Raw genomic sequence first — 23,840 nt, forward strand, 5'->3', positions numbered from 1 at the left:
ACACAGTGAGAAATCTATTCAAGATATATTCAGAGAGTATTCAAAATAGATCTCCTAACGTCGAGATGACAAATTCGGCTTAAATTAAGGCATTGACTCGCGACCTGTCTCTACAAAAAACTCACAATTTCTAACTTAAAAACTTTTTAACTTTCTAACTCACTATAGTTTCATCCTCGGATCCGGGCTGGCGTATTGAGTTGCGAAGTCGCCTTTAAGATACTGATAATGAGCAGTAATGGCTATCATAGCTGCATTATCGGTACAATACTGGAAAGCCGGAATATACACATTCCAGTTATAGCGCTTTGCATAGTCCTGCAGCGTAGCCCGAAGGCCTGAATTGGCAGACACACCGCCGGCTATAGCAACCTCTTTTATGCCTAAATCTTTTGTTGCCTGCACCACTTTCTTCAGCAGTGTTTTGATGAGGGTGTACTGCACGCTGGCACAAATATCATTGATGTTTTCCTGTACAAAGTTCGGGTTCTCCTTCGTTCTATCTCTAAGGAAGTACAGCACCGAGGTTTTGATACCACTGAAGGAGTAGTCATAGCCTGGCATGTTGCCAACCGGGAACTCGAATGCATTAGGGTTACCTTGTGCGGCAGCTTTGTCGAGCATTGGTCCGCCCGGGTAAGGCAGACCGAGCATTTTGGCAGTTTTATCAAAGGCCTCTCCTACAGCATCGTCGGTCGTTTGCCCGATGATCTCCATATCCAGGTGGTCTTTTACTAAAACTATCTGGGTATGGCCGCCGCTAACGGTCAGGCACAGGAACGGAAAATTCGGTTTCGGGTCATCTATAAAATGAGCCAGGATGTGCGCCTGCATGTGGTTTACATCTATCAGCGGGATGTTTAACCCCAGCGCAAACGACTTGGCAAAAGTGCAGCCAACCAATAATGCTCCTAAAAGGCCGGGGCCGCGCGTAAAAGCTACTGCACTTAACTCATTTTTAGTTACATTTGCTGTGTTCAGAGCTTCGGTTACAACAGGAATAATATTTTGCTGGTGTGCCCTGGAAGCAAGTTCTGGTACCACGCCGCCATACTTTTCGTGAACGGCCTGAGTAGCAATTATATTCGACAAAACTTTGCCACCGCGTATAACGGCTGCCGAGGTCTCGTCGCAGGAAGATTCAATAGCTAAAATAGTAGGTTCGGTCATCTCTTGAAAAAAGAACAGTCCATAAATTACTTCAAAGTTATAGGAAAAGCACTACTTCACACAGTTTTAGAGCTTTTCATGTTGCTTTTGCTGCTTTTTATAGCTGTTTTCTTTGCTATTCGCATTCCGGCTGTTCAAACGCACATAGCCCAGCGCGCCGCTACCTGGCTTTCCGAAGCTACCAACCACGATGTTAGTGTAGGCCGGGTCGATATCGAATTCTTTAGTAATGTGATACTGGAGCAGGTGCAGGTGCGCGACTATAAACAGAACGAGCTTTTTTACATTGGCCGCATCGAGGCAGATATTTCCGCTTTCTCTATCCTAAACCCGAATGAACTAAGCATAGCCACCCTGGAGTTGCAGGAGCCGCGCGCCAACCTAGTGTATTACGAAGGATCGGATTCGCTTAATGCAGGGGAATTTTTTGAAGCCTTAGGCGAACTGTTCGTTAAAGACACTACCAAAGTTTCCAAACCATTCAAGTTCGACCTAGCAGAGCTGATCATCAAGAACGGCCGATTTACCTACGACGATTTTAACAAGCCCCTTGCCCAACAGCAAGGCATGGATTACGCCCACATGACCGTGGACAGCATCTATGGAAATTTTGATGGCCTTGTGCTGGCAGATACCCTGAAAGCCAACATCACCAACTTCAGCGCCATCGAGAAACGCTCAGACACGCACCTCCGGAAGCTGGACACTAAGATGACCTATGCCGCTACATTCTGGGAATGGGCAGACCTGGATCTTAGAGTGCAGGACAGTAACATCCGGGATTATCTTCGCTTCGACTTTAACCGGTTCAAGAACTTCACAAGTTTTAACGACAGCGTAACCATGACCGCAAACCTGCGCGACTCTTATATATACGCCAAAGACATTTCGAGATTCACCACGCTGCTTAAGGATTATAATAACGAAGAGATACAGGTCAATTCGATCAACTATAAGGGCAAGGTCTCTAATTTTAGTGCCGACAGCGTAGACCTGGAGTATGGACAGAACACCCATATAGTTGGAAGTATTAATGCCGATGGCTTGCCAAACTTTAAAGAGACCTTTGCGAATCTTAAACTTCAGCCATCAACTATAGATGCCGACGACATTAAGCAGTTTTTGCCGCGCGATGCTTTTGAAGTAGTAGACAGACTGGGAACAGTAAAGCTGGATGGCCGTTTCCTGGGTTTTTATAACGACTTTGTAGCCAACGGTAGTTTTGCCACGGCGCTGGGCAATGTACGCTCAGATATTAACCTTAAAATAAGCGACGACAAACGCACCTCTTCTTACAAAGGTTTTGTAAGCACCAATGGCTTTAACCTCGGCAAACTCATCAACCATACCGATTTACTCACTACTATATCTATGAACGGACAGGTGGCAGGCTCCGGTTTTACCCTGGAAGATGCCAACGTGGATATGGATGCAACTATAAACCAGCTCAACTTTAAGAACTATAACTACCGCAACATAGTAGCCAACGGCAACCTGAGCCGCCAGAAGTTTGTGGGGCAGGTTTCTATAAACGATCCTAACCTGGTGTTCAATGCCGATGGTGAAGTGTTCCTGGATGGCGGCAACCAGGCCTTTAACATGGTAGCTAATTTACAGAAAGTAGACCTGCAGGCACTTCGGTTCTCGAAAGAGCCTTTAACTATAAGTGCCAATGCCAACCTAAACTTTAAGGGTCTGCGCCTTGACGACTTTGTGGGGATCGCCAGTTTCGACAGCGCAACTATAAACTATAAAGGACAGGAGCTGGCACTGGATTCGCTTTACATCAATTCGGAGATCGTGGAAGGCCAGCGGGCGCTTAACCTTGTTTCGGACATGCTGACCCTGCAGGTAGATGGTAACTTTAACTATAGCACCCTGATTAAAGACCTCGACCAGCTGGCCCACGAGTATAAACTGAACTTTGAAAGTAATGACCCGGTAACGCAGGCTTACTACAGAAACAAATCCGGGGAGCCGGCTAACGATTATAATCTGAACTATAAACTGTTTCTGAAAGATGCCAGTCCGTTGCTGGAACTGCTGGTGCCCAAACTAAGCATTTCGCAAAACACGAACATTGAAGGCTCGTTCAGGCATGGCAACACGATTATAGTAACTATGTTCGGAACTATAGATACCCTGTCTTACGACGAATATAACCTGTACCGCAACACTTTTGATATCACCTCATCCAAACTACAGCACAGCCCCGATGTACTGGCAAGTATTATTTACACTTCAGAGGAGCAACTGCTGCCAACTGCAGGCCGGACCCAGGACTTTTACCTGGAAGGCATCTGGAGCGAACGGAAGATCGACTTCGCGACCAGTTTGCGTCAGCCCGAATATAACAACCGCGCTACCATTACCGGCGACCTCAACTTTTTAGAAAACCAGATACAGCTCGTATTTGATAAATCGAACATTATTCTGCGCGACATGCCGTGGGCCTTTACGCCGGGCAACACCGTTGTTATCGGGGATGCCGGCAAAAGCTTTATTTTTGAGAACTTTGCCATTACAAACCAGGAACAGGTAATCCGGGCGCTTGGCTCTATTTCTGAAGACCCGGACAGTAAGCTTGTTTTAAATGTAGAGCAGTTTGACCTCCGCAACCTGAACACCCTGATGACGGAGAAAATTGCCGGTACGCTGAACGGTGAGGTAGTAGCCCAGGACATTTACAACCGCGCCCTGCTGAACATCAATGCCCGTGTCGATTCCTTTTTACTGGATGATTTCCTGATCGGGGATATTTCGGGCCAGGCTGACTGGAACAACGCTATCAAGCAAATGGTAGTGGATGTTGGCATTAACAGAAATAACAAAAAGGTGCTAACCGTAACCGGTAACTATAACCCGAATGCGGTAGATGACCAACTGGACCTGCTGGCCGTAATGGACGAGGCACAGCTTAAAATGGTTGAACCACTTCTCAAACCGATCCTTACGGATTTGCAAGGCGACCTGGAAGGACGTGTTAGAATACTTGGTCAGCTTAAAGCTCCTATCCTGAAAGGTTCTGTGATGGTCACGAACGGGCAATTTAAATTCGATTACCTGAATACCACCTACCGCTTTAACGATCGTGTTTACCTTGGCCCGAATAGCATCAGTTTTAGAAATGCACAGCTAAGAGACCTGTTTGGTAACACAGCCACCGTTACAGGCGGCATCGCGCACGATGGTTTCTCTAATATGGTGATTGACCTGAGTGCCCGCTACCGCAATTTCATGATCCTGAACACCACTGCTGAGCAGAATGAGCTATACTACGGAACAGCTTTTGGTACAGGAACGGCCAGTGTACTAGGTCCGGTAGATAACCTGCGCATAAACGTAGATGCCCGCAGCGAAGAGAACACCCGACTTGTAATACCACTCGATAACCAGGAAAACATAGCCCGCAAGGATTTCATAAAATTTGTGACCCGCACCCCGGATAGTCTGGCAGTAGCTATAGATGAACAGAAAGTAGACCTCTCCGGCATCAACATGAATTTTAACCTGGACGTGACCGACGATGCGTATTTCGAGATCATCATTGACAGAACAACCGGTGACGTAATTCGTGGATCAGGTAGCGGCGACATTAGAATGACGATTGACACACGAGGCGACTTTAACATGTTTGGCGTGTTCGAGATAACGAGAGGTGCTTATAACTTGAACTTGCTGGAAGGACTGGTAACCCGCGAATTTAATATTCAGCCCGGCAGCACTATAACATGGAACGGGGACCCATTGGGCGGCATCATGAACATTACTGGTAACTATACACAGATGGCGTCGTTGCCGGTTACCGAGACAAGTACGTTACAAGGTCGCTATCCTATTACCGCTATTATTGATCTGGATGGTCCGTTGCTGACGCCACAGATCACGCTGGGGATGAACTTTGACCAGGTGCCACAGACAGCTGAAACAGAAGCCCTTACCAACGCTATTAAAACAGATGAAGCCGAGCTGAACCGACAGGTTTTCAGTTTAATGGTATTGGGCAGGCTATCTCCACAAGGCACGTTTAGTACTGTAGATGCTGGGAGCACAGCCGTTGGTGGTAGTTTGGGCAGTTTGTTATCAGGCCAGCTGAGTACCTTCCTGAACAGCATAGACAGTAACTTGGAAATTGATATCGGCTTAGGAAACATTAACCAGGATGCCCTTTCGTCGCTGCAGGTGCGCTTGAGCTATTCGTTCTTTCAGGGAAGGCTGCGTGTAACCAGTGAGGCCGGTTTAGGAAACAGCAACCTGGCCGGAACTACAAAAGACAACGGGTACCAGGGCGACTGGTCGCTGGAGTACTATATAACAAAGAGTGGTGAGTTGCGTGGACGTATAGAATACAGCACGATACCCCGCGGCCTGCTTGACAGGAGAACTAACAGGCAAAGTTTCAGTTTGCTGCACACCAAGCGCTTCGATAACCTGAAAGAGCTGTTTATGAGTAACCGCCGTCAGCGAAGACTGGAAGAAGAGGAACGTCAACAGATCATCCTCGACTCCGACCCAAGACTGAACTTAGAAAAATAAATTAAAGCCCTGCCAGTTACTTGTGCAGGGCTTTTTGTTTTAGCGCCAACTCCTTTCCTGATTTTTAAAATATATTCCTAATTTTGTATGGAAGGAGTACCTATGGCAAAGCAACACAGATCAGTTAAAAAGAAGAAGCTCGGAAATTACCCACATACCATGGTGGTATTCAGTATCTCACTCGCCCTTTTTGTAATCGGGTTGTTTGGGTTGCTGCTCATCCATGCCGGTAAGTTGTCTGATAAGGTAAAGGAAAGCATAGAGATGCAACTATACCTGGACAAGAACCTGACAGGCGTGCAACTGGCCAATATGCAAAAGCAATTGGCAGCCAAAGAATATGTAGCCATTAAAGGCGACACGGCACAGGTACGCTTTGTGTCGAAAGAGGAAGGCGCCAAGCAGTTCCTGGAAACGACCGGCGAAGACTTCATGTCCTTTTTAGGTGAGAACCCGCTCCGCGATGCCTATGTGCTGAACATCAAAGCCGAAAACACCACTCCTGTACTGATGAAAGGCATAAAAAATGACCTGGAAGGTGTTGAAGGCGTTTTCGAAGTACAGTATGTAGAATCCAGTTTCATAGAATCCATCAACACCAACATTCAGAAGATCAGCATCATCCTGCTTGGCTTTGCGGCCATATTGCTGGTGGTGGTAACCATACTTATCAATAACACTATAAAACTGGCTTTGTACTCTCAGCGCTTCCTGATAAGAAGTATGCAGCTGGTAGGTGCAACCGGTTTCTTTATACAGCGTCCGTTCCTGAACCGTGCTGCGTGGCAGGGCGTTATGAGCGGTGTTATTGCTTCTATCCTATTATTTGCGCTAATGCAATACGCTTATACTGAGATAGAAGAACTGAAAGAGCTCCGCAACGACGAACAAACCTACATCCTGATGGGGGCGCTGCTCGTAATCGGTTGCATTATCGGGTTCCTGAGTTCATTCCGCGCGGTGCGTAAATACCTGCGCCTTTCACTTGACGAACTATACTAACAATGGAAAATAAAGACAGACTTGCCTTTGGCAGAAAAAATTACATCCTGATGCTGGTTGGCATTGTGGTACTGGCTATTGGTTTCATCATCATGACGCTGGATACCGAGCAATATGGCCTTGGCTTTATGGGTATTACCTTAGGTCCTATAGTTGTGATGGCCGGCTTTATCATCGAATTTTTCGCCATCCTTATCAAAGACAAAAACCACGAGTAAATGAGCGTTTGGCAGGCTATTATTTTAGCCATTATTGAAGGGCTTACCGAGTTTTTACCTATTTCCTCTACAGGACACATGATCATCGCATCAGCCCTGATGGGAATAAACGAATTACCGATCACCAAGATCTTTACTGTAAACATTCAGTTCGGGGCTATCCTTTCGGTGGTGGTGCTGTACTGGAGGCGTTTTTTGCAGAGTTTTGATTTTTATAAGAAGCTGCTTATAGCCTTTATTCCGGCAGCTGTTATTGGCTTTGCACTGAATGATGTGGTAGATGCCATGCTTGAAAGTGTGGTTATTACGGCTATTTCGCTGGTTATTGGTGGTGTTATCCTGCTTTTTGTAGACAAATGGTTTGCACATGCCGACAAAACGACGGTAAACTATAAGAATGCTTTTATCATCGGCCTGGCGCAGTGCGTGGCCATGATACCGGGCGTGTCTCGTTCTGCTGCTTCTATAGTTGGTGGTATGGCGCAGGGCATCGATCGCAAAACAGCTGCTGAGTTCTCTTTCTTCCTGGCAGTGCCTACTATGCTGGCCGCTGCTTCGTACAAACTCCTGACAGACCTGCTACAGTTAGAGATATCTGACCTTCTTACATTCGACTGGGTTAAGATACAGAACAGTTTTGAAGTAATAACTCCTGATGACCTACAGCTACTGCTGATTGGTAATTTTGTAGCCTTTATAGTTGCCATGCTGGCTATCCGGTTCTTCATCAGCTTCCTGACAAAGTATGGCTTTAAAATGTTTGGCTATTACCGAATAGCGTTAGGGGTGCTGTTGCTGGCATTAATGGCAATGGGCATTGATTTAAAAGTATAAAATGGCCTATAACTTTGAGGCAGGCGAAGTACTGCTTATAGATAAACCGCTTACCTGGACCTCGTTTGACGTTGTGAAAAAGGTGCGCAATACCCTGCGTATTAAAAAGATCGGCCATGCCGGCACCTTAGATCCCTTAGCTTCTGGCTTGTTGATCCTTTGCACTGGCAAATTCACCAAAAGCATCGATCAGATCCAGGCTCAGGAAAAAGAATATACCGGCACGATCATACTGGGGCAATACACGCCTTCTTACGACAAGGAAACCGAGGTAACCGAAACCAAAGACATCAGCCACCTCACCCCTGAAACTATAAAAGCCGCTGCCGACACCTTTGTTGGAACTATAGAACAGGTCCCTCCTATTTACTCGGCGGTGATGGTAGATGGCAAACGCGCCTATGATCTGGCCCGCCGCGGCAAAGCTGCTGAACTTAAGCCCCGGACTATAACTATAAAGGCTTTCGATATTACTGCCATTGAAGGCGAAGTAGTAAGCTTTAAAGTAGTTTGTACTAAAGGCACTTACATCCGTAGCCTGGCCCATGACTTAGGTGTGAAACTGGGTGTAGGCGGACATTTGGGATCTTTGGTTCGTACCCGCATTGGTGAGTATAAACTGGAAGATGCCTTAACTATAGAAGATATTCAGGCCATAAAAAAAGCACAGCTGGAAGCGGATGGAAGTAATTCGTAACATAGCTGATTTTCCGCAACTAAGTTACCCCGTGGTTACCAGCGGCACCTTCGATGGTGTGCATGTGGGCCACCGGAAAATTTTGCAGCGTGTGATAGAGCGTGCCCGCGAGCGCAATGGGCAGAGTGTGGTCATCACCTACTGGCCACACCCGCGACTAGTGCTTTTTCCCGAAGACAACGACCTGAAATTACTTTCTACTATAGAAGAGCGCATTGAGCAGCTCCGCAGCTTCGGCATCGATTATCTACTCATCCTTCCGTTTACAAAAGAATTCTCCCGCACCAGTTCCCGCAGCTTTATTACTGACATACTGGTAAAAGCACTCCGAACCAAAGTACTTGTTATAGGCTACGACCACCGTTTTGGTAAGAACCGCGAAGGCAGTTTCGAGCACCTGATGGCCCACAGCAGCAAGTATGGTTTTGAAGTAGAAGAGATTCCGCGCGAAGATGTGGACGATGTGGGAGTTAGCTCAACCAAAATAAGGAAAGCCCTTGAAAGCGGCGACCTGGAAACTGCTACCAGCTACCTCGGCCGTTACTATACCTTAACATCTATAGTAGAAGAAGGCCAGAAGCTTGGCCGCACGATAGGTTACCCTACCGCCAACCTGGCCATTCCGTACAAACACAAACTGATACCAGCGAACGGTGTATACGCGGTGTGGGCTACTATAAATGGCGAGCGCCATCCCGGTATGATGAACATTGGCATGCGCCCCACTGTAGACGGCACCCACCTTACCCTGGAAGTACACCTGCTTAACTTTAACCAGGACATTTACGGACAGACTATAACCGTAGCTTTTGTAGCTTACCTCCGCGATGAGCAGAAGTTTAACGGACTTGATGCTTTGAAAGCGCAGTTAGCGAAGGATAAGGAAGCGACAGAGAAGGTGCTGGGACTATAGTTTGTCAGAATCAGGATTTTTGGATTCAAAAGGATTTTCAGGATTAGGCTTTGCTATAGTTGAAAGTCTAGTTTTAAAGTTGCTGTTTTACCTGCCCCTCCCAAGAGGGGAATTTCCGCTAATACTAAAGTTGGGTTTATAGTTCTATAGTTTAGGTAGAACAACCACCCCCAGCCCCTCCCTTAGAACAAGTCTAGGGTCCAAGACTTGTTTAAGGGGGGAGTTTTTGCTACTGCTATAGGTTGATTTATAGTTTCATAGTTGGGGTTTTAACACCCCTATTGAGCTATGCTCGCAAGTTTCGAACTCCCGTTCTCACTTGTCCTCAAGGGGACAGTTCTGCTATTGCCGTAATTACATTTTAGTTTTATAGTTACAGTCCATGAGCGGACAGGTCGCGACCTGTCCCTACGAAAATACAGTCATGATCAATCTCGAAGCTTGTCGTTTCAAAGTATAGACAAAAGGAAGCTATGAGAAAGATCACAGTCTTTGGGTTGAGCGCCTTGTAGATTTCCGGTGCCGTAGGCATTGCGACGCAGGAGCAAAGGAAATGTACACCGCGCGATGCCCGAAGACGAGGCCTCCCGGCCATGAGGGCACCAAAGCCAACTATAAAAAGATAGTCAATTAGAGCTCCCAGGATAACAGGTAGCTATGAATGCATTGCTTGGTTCCTGCAGTGAGAAAAGTTAACTATAAATCAGACACTAGCAGGAGCTACGCACGCTGCTTGGACTTTTAAAATCCTGATTCAAACAAACTACTCCTCAAAAAACTAAAGCCATATTTTTGTATGGCTTTTATTATATATAACTTACCTACGTATAGAATCAATTTCGAAAACTGCGTTTCGGATAATTATAGATTAAACCGGAACCTCAGCACTTTAAATAACTATGATCAATAAAACTGTTAAAAACGTTCAGGAGGCATTGCAGGGTGTTCAGGATGGCATGACACTCATGCTGGGTGGCTTCGGTTTGTGCGGAATACCGGAGAACTGCATACAGGAGCTATTGCGCCTGGATGTGAAAGACCTTACATGTATCTCAAATAATGCCGGTGTAGACGATTTCGGGATTGGCCTGCTGCTGCAGAAGCGCCAGGTGAAAAAGATGATCTCCAGCTATGTAGGCGAAAATGCCGAGTTTGAGCGCCAACTACTTAGCGGAGAACTGGAAGTGGAACTGAACCCGCAAGGAACGTTGGCAGAACGCATCCGTGCCGGAGGCGCTGGTATTCCTGCTTTCTTTACCCCGGCCGGTTATGGTACCGAAGTAGGCGAAGGCAAAGAAAGTCGCGAGTTCAACGGCAAGATGTATTTGATGGAGACCTGGCTGAAAGCTGACTTTGCGTTCGTAAAAGCCTGGAAAGGCGACACGGCCGGCAACCTGATCTACAAAGGCACTGCCCGGAACTTTAACCCGATGATGGCCACTGCCGGAAAAATAACGGTTGCTGAAGTGGAAGAACTGGTACCAGCCGGCGAGCTCGATCCGAACATGATCCACACGCCGGGCATTTTTGTGCAGCGCATTTTCCAGGGTGAGAAGTACGAAAAACGCATCGAACAGAGAACGGTTAGACAGGCTTAAATCAGAACAAAATGGCACTTGATAAAAATCAGATAGCGAAAAGAATCGCACAGGAAGTTAAGAACGGGATGTATGTGAACCTGGGTATCGGTATCCCGACATTGGTGGCCAACTATATTCCGGATGGTATAGAAGTGGTATTGCAGTCAGAGAATGGTTTGCTGGGCATGGGCCCCTTCCCTACCGACGATAAAGTAGATGCTGACCTGATAAATGCGGGTAAACAAACTATAACTACATTGCCGGGCTCGTCTATTTTCAGTTCTGCGGATAGCTTTGGTATGATACGCGGCGAACACGTTGACTTAACTATACTAGGCGCCATGGAAGTTTCTGAAGAAGGCGACATTGCCAACTGGAAAATTCCGGGCAAAATGGTGAAAGGCATGGGTGGCGCCATGGACCTGGTGGCATCCGCCAAAAACATTATAGTTGCCATGCAGCACACCGCCCGAGACGGTTCTTCAAAACTCCTGAAAGAATGCACCCTGCCGATAACTGGCCTGAAGTGCGTGAAGAAAATTGTAACCGACCTGGCCGTGCTGGAAGTAACCGATAAAGGTTTTAAACTTTTAGAGCGTGCACCTGGTGTAACAGTAGAAGATATCCGAAAAGCAACCGAAGGAACTCTTATAGTAGAAGGCGATATACCTGAAGTGCAGTTATAGTTAGCATACGTTTAATCATCCCCCTACCCCCTTCAAAGGGGGACACTCAACAATGCGTGAGATTTAAATTTTGTTTACGTTATCTGATAAAGTCCCCCTTTGAAGGGGGTAGGGGGATGACAATCACCACACAAACTATAAAGCGTAGCTAAACAGCTGCGCTTTTATTTTTAACTTTGATACCAGGTGTACAGCGTACCTGAAGTATAATTGTATCGAAACTATACTTACTGCACGTATACCTGTAGCATAAAAGAGACAATATCAAACTATGAGTGATAAGAACGAAGAAAGTACAGAACACACAGAACACAAATTATTACTGCGCCAGCTCGAGCTCAAAGACTATAAAGAGGTTAAAGAGATAATGGATACGGTTTACCGTAACATTGACGGTGCCTGGAGCAGAAAGGAATTTTCGAACCTGCTGAAGAAATTTCCGGAAGGCCAGATCTGCATTGAAGATAAGGGAAGAGTAGTAGCTGGCGCCCTGAGTCTTATAGTGGATTATGCCCAGTATGGCGACAAACATACTTACGAACAGATCGTGGACCGTGGCACCTTTAAGTCGCACGACCCGGAAGGTGATACACTCTATGGCATTGACGTATTTGTAGACCCCGAGTACCGTAACCTGCGCCTGGGCCGTCGCCTTTACGATGCCCGCAAGGAGATGTGTGAAAACCTGAACCTGCGTGGTATTATTGCCGGTGGTCGCATACCAGGTTATAAAGATTACGCCAACAAACTTACGCCTGCCAAGTACATCGAGATGGTGCGTAACAAGGAGCTTTCGGATCCGGTACTTTCGTTCCAGCTGAGCAACGAGTTCCATGTGCGTAAGATCATGAAGAACTACCTGCCCGATGATACTGACTCGCGCGCCTACGCTACCTTGCTGGAGTGGGTAAACGTATACTTTGAGGAGAAGGAAAAGCTGATTGGTGGTACCAAATCGGTAGTCCGGATAGGCATTGTGCAGTGGCAGATGCGCTCTGTAAAATCGCTGGACGACATGATGCAGCAGATCGAGTTCTTTGTGGATACGGTGAGCTCGTACAAGTCTGATATTGTGGTATTTCCGGAGTTCTTTAATGCGCCATTGATGGCCCTGACCAAAGAAGATTCTCCATCAGAAGCGATCAGAAGTATGGCCGAATATACCGATGAGATTCGCGAGCGCATGATACACCTGGCGTTGTCGTACAACATCAATATTATTGCCGGCAGCATGCCTGAATATTACGACAACAAACTATATAACGTAAGCTACCTGTGCCGCCGCGATGGTACCTATGACAAGCAATATAAACTGCACGTAACCCCTGATGAGTCGCACTATTGGGGTATGCGCGGTGGCCACAAACTAAAGATCTTTGACACGGACATCGGCAAAATTGGTATCCTGATCTGCTACGATGTAGAGTTCCCGGAACTAGCCCGTATGCTCTCGGATATGGACATGAAAATACTTTTCGTGCCATTCTGGACAGATACCAAAAACGCCTACCTGCGCGTTCGACTTTGCTCCCAGGCTCGTGCTATCGAGAACGAATGCTACGTGGCTATAACCGGCAGTGTAGGTAACTTACCGAAAGTCGAGAACATGGATATCCAGTACTCGCAATCGGCGGTCTTCTCTCCTTCCGACTTCGCTTTTCCGCATGATGCCGTAATTGCCGAAGCCACGCCAAATACCGAGATGACGCTGATAGCTGACCTGGACCTTAACCTACTAAAAGATCTGAATACGGCAGGTAGCGTACGTAACCTTAAAGACCGCAGAAAAGACCTCTATAACCTGAGTTGGGTTACCCGCAAGGAGGACTAAACTATAGTTTATAGTTAAAACCAAAAGCGCTCCGAAGTTAATCCGGAGCGCTTTTTTATTTAATGCTATAGTTCTATTTTGTAACCGGATAGCCCGCTTCGTTCCATGCCTTAAATCCACCATCCATGTGCGCTACGTTATTGTAGCCCATCTTTTTTAAGGTAGTTGTAGCCAGCGCAGAACGACCACCACCCGCACAATGCAGAATCAATCTTTTATTTTTATCAAACTCGGGTTTGTGGTACGGAAGAGACGGATCTGCATAAAATTCTATCATGCCCCGTGGTGCATGCACAGCATCTTCAATTTTACCATTCTGGCTCAGCTCTTCGCTCTCCCGAATATCGATCAGGGTAGCGTTGCCTTTGTCTAATTCTTCTTTTACCTGCTCAGGCGTCAGGTTTTCGATTTGCTGTTTGGCTTCACTCACCATATCAGCGGCAGATCTGTGTTCCATAATAACTATAACCTTAGTTTAAATAATAAATCATTAAAAGATGGGCTGTTATTATAGCGTTACATAATTATAAATGTTGTTATAGTTGAGGTTTTATAGTTATCTGTATTATAAAATAGCCTGCGTTAGAATTCGATTATGAATTTGGTTACAGTGGATTAGCCCAAACTATGGCGAAGTTAAAGTTAAGGTGTTGCTGAGCCATTGTTGGTGTTTTCACAAACAATCCAAATAGCTGACTATAATGTTTACTAGTGAAAACACACAGCAAATGGGTAAACATGGGTCTCACCTGGAAATGCTGACCAGTATGAATACAAATAAGATAGCATAGTAAGGCACGGGATGCAAACCCGCGCCAGCAAAGAGTTTATACTTTAAAGCTCCTTTTGTTTTACTTTCCGATGTGGTTTACTGGTTCCTTCGTACTTAACAAAAACTGTAATGGCTGGTGTAAGCGACGTGCCCAAGCCGCTTCTGAGTGCCCTTCTCCTGTAAACTCTTTGGTTACCCAGTTTTTCCTTGTGTAGCCTTTGTCCTTCATTAGTTTATTTACCATAGTTTGGTACGGTTTATAAAAAGCATCCAGGGTGGCGGTTCCGTAATCAAAGTATATTTTGTGGGTTTCAGGGGATGGCAGTTTCTGCTCCAGGTAAGTTACAATAGCTTTGGGTATGGTAGCATTTTGTATGCGCAGGCTGCCCGGCCAGTGCGTGGATAGGCAGGCAGCACCGCCAAAAACTTCAGGGTATTCGCAGATTGCATATAAAGAGATCAGTCCGCCCATGCTGGAGCCAGCTATAAACGTATTTTCCCTGTCGGTGTAGGTCGCAAAAGTGCTGTCAATAAAGGGCTTCAGTTCTTGGGTCAGGAAGAGCAGGTAATTGTCGGCCTGTGGTTTATCCATCAGTTCGTTATTCACCAGATCTTCGCGCAGTTTTTCAGGTAAGTTATTCAGCGCTTTTTCAGGGAAGTATTCAGCAAACCTATACTTTGGTATGTTCCAGGTGGCTACTACAATCGTTTTTCTGATCTGTCCTTTAGCCTGTAATGCCGAAAGCGTTTCGTCTACTTTCCATTCCAGTCCATTCCAGGTTTTGGTGCTGTCGAAAAGCATTTGTCCGTCGTGCATATATAGTACCGCATACCGTTGGGTTGAATCGTAGTTCTCAGGCAGCCATACATCTACTGTCCTGGGTTTTATGTGCTTAGAAGGGAATTGCTCATAGCGCTTAATGGTGCCGCCAGCTACTTTTGGTAACTGTGCAAAACAGGTAGATGTCAGAAGTATCGCAACTATAAAAGCAAGTATGTTTTTAGGCATTATCATCGGTACTGGTTAATAAGGAGTGGGCCTCCGAGTTCAGGTATAGTTATTTAACGTAAAAGCTTACAATTACAATTTATAATTCATAACAAAAGCGCTCCTCTTCGTTAGAGAAGCGCTTTCGCTTATTTATACTTTTATAGTTCTGTTTGCCGCCGAGATATAACCTGATTGCTCTAGGCAGCCTCCACGTACTTTTTAAAATTATTAACTATAGCTTGCCAGCCAGCACGTTGCATTTCATCTGAGTGCGTGTTTTCTGCATCAAAAGCTTCAGTCACTTTTGTTGTGTTGTTACCCATGTCTTCAAACGATACTATAACCTGCCTGCCGTCTGCCATAGTAAAAGCCAGTTTCTTCTGGTCTACAACTTCATCATATTCACCACCGAAATCGAAGCTCATTTTCCCATCCTTCGAAGCCATAGTTGAGCTAAACTTACCACCGGTCCTAACATCGTTTTTAGCAAATGGGCAGTGCCAGTCATCGGATGCAAAATTCCAGTTTACTATATGTTCAGGTGAAGTCCAGTAGGTCCAGACTTTCTGGATATCAGCGTTTATAGTTGATTGTACAGTGATCTTATTTTTTTCCATGGTTGTATTCCAGTTTGTATCCCTAATAGGGTCATATAAGCTACGGCAAGGTAGAAAGTAGCGTTTAGTGTTACAATATGTTAAATATTGCTATTTTCTTCAATGGAAATTAATCTTGGTTGCATGGGATGATATTCAAAGGATATATCCTGTTTCTACAGTCGCATTATTTAATAGTTAAATAATTACCTACCCACTGGAAGGAAATAAATCCGAAAATAAAGATGACCGATAACAGATTGAAAAGGATGCCTGTCGAAAAAGTAAAGACTATAGCCCCCAAACCAACTATAGCTAATACACCTGAATAGGTTAGCAAAGAATATTTATACTTTGTAGGTGTAAACATTATGCTGAAAGGCACCATCATAGCAAACCCGAAAGCAGCAACTGCCAGAAATCTGTCGTCGGTAGTAGCAAAGTATGAAATAACTCCTACCAGGAACAGTACAAAACTAATAGCAACAAAATTAGAGCTCTTCTTTTCAGTTTTATCTAAAAGCAGCTGCCCGTATTTATTAAAGCGCAGAAACAAGTTACTTATTGGTGTCATCACCCAGGTCGAGAAGGCTATGAGAGCGAGCAGTACAACCAAAGGCGTCAGGTAAGGTTGTAAGGTTTCATTGTTGTTAGCAACTGACCGTAAAATGCGCTGGCCTACATAAAAACCAATGATCACTCCCCACTGATATTTTGAAGTAAGGTTGCTCATGAAAAAAGAGTACTTCAAAAACCAACGGTACACTGGGTTGCCGGCTTTTAACGCTTCCAGCAATCCAGCCTGGGCATATTCATAGTTAGGGTTATGCTGTAGCGATTCTTTAAAATGCACTAACGCTTTTTTATGATCACTTTTTTCCAATAGTCCCCAGCCATAGTTTGCGTGTGTATAGGAGTTGTTCGGGTCTTCTCTTAAAGCTCCCTCAATGGTGGCAAAAGACTCCTCTTTTTTGTTTAGTTTGAGCAACGCAGTGCTGCGGGTATTCAAACCAAGTAAATTCTCGGCATCTATCTCAAGCGCTTTGTCAGCATACTCCAGTGCAGCTACATATTCTTTTCTGACGAGCTTTACTTTTGCCAGCCAGGCAAAATAATCTGCGTCATAAGGGTCTAATGTGATTGCCTGCTCAATACTGTCTTCAGCTTCGTCGTACTTTTCTTCAAAGCCGGAAATTCTGGATTTTATATAGTATAGATGCGGTGTACCAGGCGAAAGCCCAATGGCATTGTCTATAATTTCTTCTGCAATAGCCACTTTATCCTGCTGCAAATTCGCCTCAGCGAGTAACGACAGGTAATGTATGTTGTTTACATCTTCGGCTAACAGATCTCTTAATAAACGCTCGGCTTCTGCATACTTCTTCTGTTCGAACAGAATGTCAACCTTAGATAGCCTGTAATCCTCTACCATATTATTTTTTAATTTTCAGATAAGTCAAAATATCGTCGTACAGCCCGGATGCGTTGGCAAACATGGCGTAGTTTTTAGCTGTAGTAAACCATTCCTGTGTGCTGGGCTTATGCCTTTTCACCGCTTCCAGTAGGTCTTTTGTCTCTATTGGCTTAGGAATGCCATCAGCAAAAGACGATTCCAGTTTCAGCTCAATAGCGATATCTATAATAGCATCAATATCTGCTCCGGAGAAGTTTTCAATTCTCTTAGCTACTTGAGCGTAATCAATATTACCTATGGGTTTGTTGCTTAGCTTAAGCCGAAGTATAGCTTCACGGCTGGCATCATCAGGCGGGTGCACAAAAACTATTCTATCGAACCTGCCTGGCCTCCGGAAAGCCGGATCCAGATTCCAGGGCGTATTAGTGGCTCCTAAAATCAACACCCCATCATTATTATTATCAATGCCGTCCAGTTCCTGTAAAAACTGGTTGATCAGGTGGCGTCCACTGGATTGCTTCATATCACTTCGGCTGGCACCCAGGGCATCTATTTCATCTATAAAGAGCACACAAGGAGTATTGTGTCTGGCCAGTTCAAAAATCTCGTGGAGGTTCCGTTCGCTGCCACCGATCCACATATCTAAAATGTCGTTCAGGCTTACATTGATGAACTTTGCATTTACCTCGCCGGCAGTAGCTTTGGCAATAAATGTCTTACCGCACCCGGGTGGGCCATACAGCAAAATGCCTCCCCCAACTTTTTTACCATAGGCTTTGTACAGGTCGGCGTGCAGTAGTGGTTTAATGATTTTTAGCTCAATCTCTTTCTTTACTGCTTCCATTCCGCCTACATCAGCAAAAGTAACATCAGGCTTCTGCAGGAAACGACCATCCAACGCCTCGCTGCTTTTCTCTTCTTCGTAGATGCTCGTGATTCTTAACTGGCTATCCAGCTCTTCATCGCTCAAACCCGGGTTTATTTCTAATGCCATTTGGTAAACCTCAACAGCCCGGCTCACGGCATTTTCGTTTAACAGGGCTTTAGCGTGCAGTGTTAATATCTCTACATCCTGTGTTCCCTGCTCTACTATTTCTTCTAAAATAACATTACAAGCCGAAAAATTACCTTTTCGGAAAAATACCTTGGCCAGGCCTATCCTGGCTTTTAGTTCGTTGGTGTACCTTAAAAGGGTTGTAAATTCATCTTCTGCTTCCTGTAGTTCGTTCAGAGCCAGCAAGTTTTCAGCCAGGAGTAGTCGCAAGGGTACGTTGTCAGGAGAATGCTTTAAAGCCTCTCTCAGACTGTCAATGGTGTTTGAATTCATATTATCAATGCTGATAATAAGGCTTATTGCGTGATGTTAGTAATTTCAGAAGTAATGGATAGCCTTATCATATGCTACGACAAGATAAACAAAGCTTTATTATTTCACTATCCTTAAATGGCATCAAACTATATTTTATCGAAATTATCAGAAGCAAATACCGATATACTTTGCCTGTTGTTCCTGTTGTGCTCTTTGATATTAATAATTAGCGTAACTGAATTTTATAAACTCCTTGCTATTTCTGACAAACTATATACCGCATTTCTATAATATCCCGTGTCTTTTATGGGCATAACTTAGTAACTTCGCCGGCAAAGTTTTTAGCATGAGCAAAGAGAAACCAAGTATACCCAAAGGAACCCGCGATTTTGGCCCGGCTGTGGTCGTAAAGCGTAACTATATTTTCAGCATTATCCGTAGCACCTTCCAGAAGTTCGGCTACCTGCCCCTCGAAACTCCGGCCATGGAACAGCTGTCGGTGCTTACCGGCAAGTACGGCGACGAAGGCGACCAGCTGATCTTCAAGATCCTGAACTCCGGCGATTATCTTGGCAAAACCACTCCCGCCGATATCGAGCAGGGCTCTAAACACCTTATCCGTAAGATTTCCGAAAAAGCTCTGCGATACGACCTGACCGTGCCTTTTGCCCGATTCGTAGTGATGAATCGCAACGAGATCACCTTCCCCTTCAAGCGTTACCAGATACAGCCGGTGTGGCGTGCCGACCGTCCGCAGAAAGGCCGCTACCGTGAGTTTTACCAATGCGATGCCGACGTAGTAGGCACCAACTCCCTGCTTTGCGAAGCTGAGATTGTGCAGATGATCGACGAAGTGCTCACAACGTTGGGCCTGACGGATTTCACGATAAAGATAAACCACCGTGGCGTGCTGGCTGGCATTGCCGAAGCCATTGGCGAGAAAGGCCGTGAAGGCGATATTTGCGTGGCTATAGATAAGCTGGATAAAATCGGCAAGGAAGGCGTGCGCAAAGAGCTGCTGGAGCGTGGCATTTCGGAAGATGCGGTTGGCAAACTGGAGCCACTTTATACGTTGGAAGGCAATAACCAGGAACTGCTGCAGCAACTGCAAACTATACTGGGCGAAACCGAAGAAGGCCAGCGCGGCCTGAAAGATCTGAACGACGTTTGGACGTACCTCGATAACCTGGGCAGCAACGCTTTATCTTCTACAAATCCATCCGGTAATCCGCGCCTGCAACTGGATGTAACCTTGGCCCGTGGCCTCTCCTACTACACCGGTTGCATTTTTGAAGTGAAAGTGAACAACGTGAGCATGGGCAGCATCAGTGGCGGCGGCCGTTACGATAACCTGACAGGCATGTTCGGATTGCCTGGCGTATCGGGTGTGGGCTTCTCGTTTGGCGTAGACCGCATTTACGATGTGCTGGAAGAATTGGACCTGTTCCCGGTAAGCGCACAGCTAAGTACCAAGGTGCTTATAGTTCAGTTTGATAAGGAATCCGAACTATACGCATTACCGTTGCTGCAGAAACTACGCGATGCCGGCATCTCGTCGGAGCTATACCCGGAAACGGCCAAACTGAAAAAACAGATGGGCTATGCCGATCAGAAAAATATACCGTTCGTGCTGCTGGTTGGCTCCGAAGAAATGGCAAGCGGCAAGCTAAAACTCCGCGACATGCAGACCGGCGAACAGGACGAACTATACATCGACGACATCATTGCCCAGCTGAAAGAAATAGCATAACATGAGCGACGTACACCACATCTCCGGCGAGCACCTGAGCCTGGAGCGCATACAGGAGATCATTTCCGGTAACTATAGCCTGGCTTTATCTGCAGATGCCGAGCAGCGCATCCAAAAGTGCTACGACTACCTGCAGGATAAGATGAAGCAGAACGAGCGCAGCATTTACGGTATCAATACCGGCTTTGGCTCGCTTTACAAGAACAAGATCTCGAACAGTGACCTGGAGCAGCTGCAGCGTAACCTGATGATGTCGCATGCGTGCGGCACCGGCCAGGAAGTTCCGCAGGAAGTGGTGAAGCTGATGTTGCTGTTAAAAGTACAGTCGCTGGCGTACGGGCATAGTGGTGTGCAAGTGCAGACGGTAAAAAGACTTATTGATTTTTATAACCGCGACATTTATCCTATAGTTTACCAGCAAGGCTCACTTGGTGCCAGCGGCGACCTTGCTCCGTTGGCGCACCTTTGTCTGCCGCTAATTGGCTTAGGCGAAGTACATTACCAGGGTTACAAGCTCGAAAGCCGCCACGTACTGGAAATGTTTAGCTGGGAACCGATTGCCCTGAAAGCCAAAGAAGGACTTGCCCTGCTGAACGGCACGCAGTTTATGAGCGCTTACGGTGTTTACAACCTGCTGCAGGCCCGCCGACTTTCTGCACAAGCTGACTTAATTGGAGCTTTGTCTTTAGATGGATTTGATGGTAGAATCGAGCCTTTTAATGAACTGATACACAAGGTTCGTCCGCACAAAGGGCAGCTGCAGACTGCTGAAACTTTCAGAAATTTACTGGATGGAAGCGAGCTTATAGTTCAGGACAAAGTACATGTGCAGGATCCGTACTCGTTCCGCTGCATACCACAGGTACATGGTGCCAGCAAAGACGCGCTGCGCTACGCCGAAGAAGTTTTCCTGACCGAGATAAATTCCGTAACCGATAACCCGAACATCTTCCCTGACGAAGACGAGATCATTTCAGGCGGTAACTTCCATGGTCAGCCACTGGCGCTGGCCTTAGATTTTATGGCGATTGCCATGGCAGAACTGGGTAGCATTTCGGAGCGCCGCAGTTACCTGCTGATCTCAGGAACGCGTGGCTTACCTGACTTTTTAGTGGCCGAGCCTGGTCTGAACTCAGGTTTTATGATCACGCAGTACACAGCCGCTTCTATCGTTAGCCAGAACAAGCAATTTTGTACACCAGCTTCTATCGATACCATTCCATCGTCGAACGGCCAGGAAGACCATGTAAGTATGGGTGCCAATGCCGCTACCAAGCTATACCAGGTTGTGCAGAACGTGGAGCGCGTGTTAGCTATAGAACTGATGCATGCCGCACAGGCCATCGATTTCCGAAGACCGCTGAAGACATCTCCTGTTTTAGAGCAACTCTATAGTTCGTTCCGTGAAGCTGTGCCATTTGTATCTACTGACCGCGTGCTGCACGACGACATCATGAAGGGCATTGATTTCCTACGCAACTATAGATCATAGTAACCATAATTTATACTTCATAGAGCGGCTATACTTTGCAAAAAGTGTAGCCGTTTTAGTTTTATACTTTATAGTTAGATCATTTTAGGTAAATTCGTACACCAACTGTTAAAACTATACGTGTCTTGAAAAAGCGTCTGTTCCTGTTTCTGGTTTTACTGCTCATTGGCTTTGTTGCCAATGCCCAGCAAAGGTGCTTTAAGGCGTATGCCGATCCGAACTATATCATCGAGATCACCAGTTTTTGTGTTGGCCAGACGGTGTATTTTAAAGATTGCGGTGGTGTAGATGCCGATAAGGAATATTACGATTACGATAGCCGAAACGGGCTCGATTTCAGTACTGAGGAAGCCAAGCAGAAGTCTTACAAATTTACGTTTCCAGGCCCGGTTACTGTTACCCAGTTTGGTAATTTAGAAGGTGTAAGCGAATCTTTTGAGCGTACTTTTGAGGTAGTGGACACCCCGCTGCCCTCGTTCACAACCACAGCCTGCGCCAACCGCACTTTTACCATCCAGATAACCGACAGCAGCTACGACTTTTATATCGTCAGGTTCGGCGATAATCAGAGTAAAGTGGTGTATAATACTGCAACAGGCATCCCACCTATCGTTCATACATACACTAAAAATGGCCCGCATGAGATATCTGTTACAGGAGGTTACGCCGGAGGCACCTGCACCTCGCCGGTTGCCAGGCAAACGATCAACGATCTTCCGGCCTATAGTTCGCTAGTCATAACGCTACTGAAAGTACAGACCCAGAATGCGACTGCCGGTAGAATAGACTTTACGTTCAGCAACCTGTTACAAGGCTATAACTACACGCTTAAAAGTAAAACCGAACAGGAAACCAACTATAAAACTGTAGCTGCTATCGCCCTTACTCAAACTAATTTCACCTTAAACAACACAAATACAGCTGCTCCTACCGAGTATATTCTGGAAGCTACAGATGCCTGTGGTTCTGTTTTACCAGCCTCTTCCAAAGTTTATAATATACCGCTTACTACCTCTGGCGGTAACGAGCAGGTAACTATAAGCTGGGAGAGTAAAACAGGCCAGAACAAGCAATACGAACTATACCGTAACGGCACACTATTGCAAACTTTGCCCGGAACTATAGTAACATACACGGATACAGATGTGCGCTGCGGACAACAGGTTTGCTACGAGGTGAAAGCGATCTCCACAGACGGTAAAACAACTTCTGCTTCGGCACAGAGTTGCCTTTCCGTAACATCAACTATAGTACCGCCAGCCGGAAACCTGTTCTCGACTTTTAACCTGCAAAATGAAGTTGAATTAACGTTTCAGTTGCCCGAAGGCGAAACTATAAAATCGGCTAAGTACCAGCGAAGTGTAAACGGTGGGGATTTTACTGACCTTACCACTTCACCGCAACAAATGCTCAGCGACAAACCCGGAACGGCCACCGCCGTTTGTTACCGCGCCAGCTTCACCAACCCCTGCAATATTACCGCGCCCGTGAGCAGCCCGAGTTGCCCTATTATTTTTACGGTAAAGCAAAACCCCGATGAAACTGCCAATCTTACCTGGACAAACTATACCAGTTTCCCGGATGGTGCTGCCGGCTATAGTTTGGAAACCCTGGATGAAAGTGGCAATGTGCTGAGAACTGTAACTGTAAGAGGCAACACCCACACCGTGCAACTTGCCGACGAACAGGAGCAGGTTTTCCGGTATCGCATAAAAGCGACTTCAAACAGCAATGCCATTACCTACTCCAACAACGAAACTATAAAACTGGAATATGCTCTTTATGTACCCAGTGGTTTCACCCCCAATGGCGATGGACTAAATGACCTGTTTGAGGTAAAAGGCAAACGATTTGATGGGTTCTCTATTCGCGTGATCAGTGGTTCGGGGCAGGTAGTTTATAGTTCCGAAGACCGTACTACAGGCTGGGATGGCACTTACAATGGCAAACCACAACCGACCGGAGTTTATGCTTATGAAGTAATTCTGAAACTGCAGGATGGCACTACCAAACGGCGAACCGGAACTGTAACGCTTATCAGGTAACAAT

At 46.0% G+C, this 23,840-nt stretch carries 18 protein-coding genes; 12 read left to right on the top strand and 6 right to left on the bottom strand.

Translation table 11 applies throughout. From position 1 onward, the window contains the following. Positions 1-162 precede the first annotated feature (162 nt). On the bottom strand, positions 163-1,170 hold the full coding sequence (tsaD, locus tag ABS362_RS04835) for a tRNA (adenosine(37)-N6)-threonylcarbamoyltransferase complex transferase subunit TsaD (protein WP_350411192.1): 1,008 nt from the start codon (positions 1,168-1,170) through the stop codon (positions 163-165). Between the two features lie 78 nt (positions 1,171-1,248). Here tsaD and ABS362_RS04840 point away from each other — a divergent pair, with 78 nt between their 5' ends. The 9 genes from ABS362_RS04840 (at position 1,249) to ABS362_RS04880 (ending at position 13,467) form a co-directional block, all read left to right on the top strand. Continuing rightward, the gene (locus tag ABS362_RS04840) at positions 1,249-5,706 is read left to right on the top strand and encodes a translocation/assembly module TamB domain-containing protein (protein WP_350411193.1); all 4,458 of its coding nucleotides are present in this window, start codon (positions 1,249-1,251) and stop codon (positions 5,704-5,706) included. Between the two features lie 102 nt (positions 5,707-5,808). Beyond that, complete coding sequence (locus tag ABS362_RS04845) at positions 5,809-6,708, top strand: cell division protein FtsX (protein ID WP_350411194.1); 900 nt, start codon at positions 5,809-5,811, stop codon at positions 6,706-6,708. Positions 6,709-6,710: 2 nt separating this feature from the next. Continuing rightward, positions 6,711-6,926, top strand: a complete 216-nt coding sequence (locus tag ABS362_RS04850; RefSeq protein ID WP_162426898.1) for a DUF3098 domain-containing protein — start codon at positions 6,711-6,713, stop codon at positions 6,924-6,926. Continuing rightward, positions 6,927-7,760, top strand: coding sequence for an undecaprenyl-diphosphate phosphatase (locus tag ABS362_RS04855; RefSeq protein WP_350411195.1), 834 nt, complete (start codon positions 6,927-6,929; stop codon positions 7,758-7,760). 1 nt (position 7,761) lies between these two features. Further along, the gene (gene truB, locus ABS362_RS04860) at positions 7,762-8,457 is read left to right on the top strand and encodes a tRNA pseudouridine(55) synthase TruB (protein WP_350411196.1); all 696 of its coding nucleotides are present in this window, start codon (positions 7,762-7,764) and stop codon (positions 8,455-8,457) included. Beyond that, positions 8,441-9,370: a bifunctional riboflavin kinase/FAD synthetase gene (locus ABS362_RS04865; RefSeq protein ID WP_350411197.1), complete on the top strand. Its 930-nt coding sequence runs from the start codon at positions 8,441-8,443 to the stop codon at positions 9,368-9,370. The genes truB and ABS362_RS04865 overlap by 17 nt, the downstream gene beginning before the upstream one ends. An 899-nt stretch (positions 9,371-10,269) precedes the next feature. Then, complete coding sequence (locus tag ABS362_RS04870) at positions 10,270-10,968, top strand: CoA transferase subunit A (RefSeq protein ID WP_350411198.1); 699 nt, start codon at positions 10,270-10,272, stop codon at positions 10,966-10,968. Between the two features lie 11 nt (positions 10,969-10,979). Then, entirely contained in the window at positions 10,980-11,636 is a 657-nt protein-coding gene (locus ABS362_RS04875; protein ID WP_350411199.1) for a CoA transferase subunit B, read from the top strand. 271 nt (positions 11,637-11,907) lie between these two features. Further along, positions 11,908-13,467, top strand: a complete 1,560-nt coding sequence (locus ABS362_RS04880) for a carbon-nitrogen hydrolase family protein (protein WP_350411200.1) — start codon at positions 11,908-11,910, stop codon at positions 13,465-13,467. Positions 13,468-13,540: 73 nt separating this feature from the next. On the opposite strand, the gene ABS362_RS04885 is transcribed toward ABS362_RS04880, so the two are convergent. From ABS362_RS04885 to ABS362_RS04905, 5 genes are all read right to left on the bottom strand, one after another. Beyond that, a complete protein-coding gene (locus ABS362_RS04885) occupies positions 13,541-13,924 on the bottom strand; it encodes a rhodanese-like domain-containing protein (RefSeq protein WP_350411201.1) in 384 nt (127 codons plus the stop codon). Positions 13,925-14,318: 394 nt separating this feature from the next. Further along, positions 14,319-15,248: an alpha/beta hydrolase gene (locus ABS362_RS04890; RefSeq protein WP_350411202.1), complete on the bottom strand. Its 930-nt coding sequence runs from the start codon at positions 15,246-15,248 to the stop codon at positions 14,319-14,321. A gap of 179 nt (positions 15,249-15,427) precedes the next feature. Then, a complete protein-coding gene (locus ABS362_RS04895; RefSeq protein ID WP_350411204.1) occupies positions 15,428-15,847 on the bottom strand; it encodes an SRPBCC family protein in 420 nt (139 codons plus the stop codon). Positions 15,848-16,013: 166 nt separating this feature from the next. Continuing rightward, positions 16,014-17,258 (bottom strand): tetratricopeptide repeat protein, encoded by a 1,245-nt coding sequence (locus tag ABS362_RS04900; RefSeq protein WP_350411205.1) that lies wholly within the window; start codon positions 17,256-17,258, stop codon positions 16,014-16,016. A 1-nt stretch (position 17,259) separates the two neighbouring features. Continuing rightward, positions 17,260-18,567, bottom strand: a complete 1,308-nt coding sequence (locus ABS362_RS04905) for an AAA family ATPase (protein ID WP_350411206.1) — start codon at positions 18,565-18,567, stop codon at positions 17,260-17,262. A 328-nt stretch (positions 18,568-18,895) separates the two neighbouring features. Here ABS362_RS04905 and hisS point away from each other — a divergent pair, with 328 nt between their 5' ends. The 3 genes from hisS (at position 18,896) to ABS362_RS04920 (ending at position 23,836) form a co-directional block, all read left to right on the top strand. Next, positions 18,896-20,299 carry a histidine--tRNA ligase gene (hisS, locus tag ABS362_RS04910; RefSeq protein WP_350411207.1) on the top strand — a complete coding sequence of 468 codons (1,404 nt, stop codon included), beginning with the start codon at positions 18,896-18,898 and terminating at the stop codon, positions 20,297-20,299. Between the two features lies 1 nt (position 20,300). Beyond that, positions 20,301-21,791 (top strand): histidine ammonia-lyase, encoded by a 1,491-nt coding sequence (hutH, locus tag ABS362_RS04915; protein ID WP_350411208.1) that lies wholly within the window; start codon positions 20,301-20,303, stop codon positions 21,789-21,791. Between the two features lie 125 nt (positions 21,792-21,916). Beyond that, positions 21,917-23,836: a T9SS type B sorting domain-containing protein gene (locus ABS362_RS04920; RefSeq protein ID WP_350411209.1), complete on the top strand. Its 1,920-nt coding sequence runs from the start codon at positions 21,917-21,919 to the stop codon at positions 23,834-23,836. Positions 23,837-23,840: the final 4 nt, after the last annotated feature.

It is taken from the genome of Pontibacter populi (assembly GCF_040278685.1).
GTDB lineage: Bacteria > Bacteroidota > Bacteroidia > Cytophagales > Hymenobacteraceae > Pontibacter > Pontibacter populi.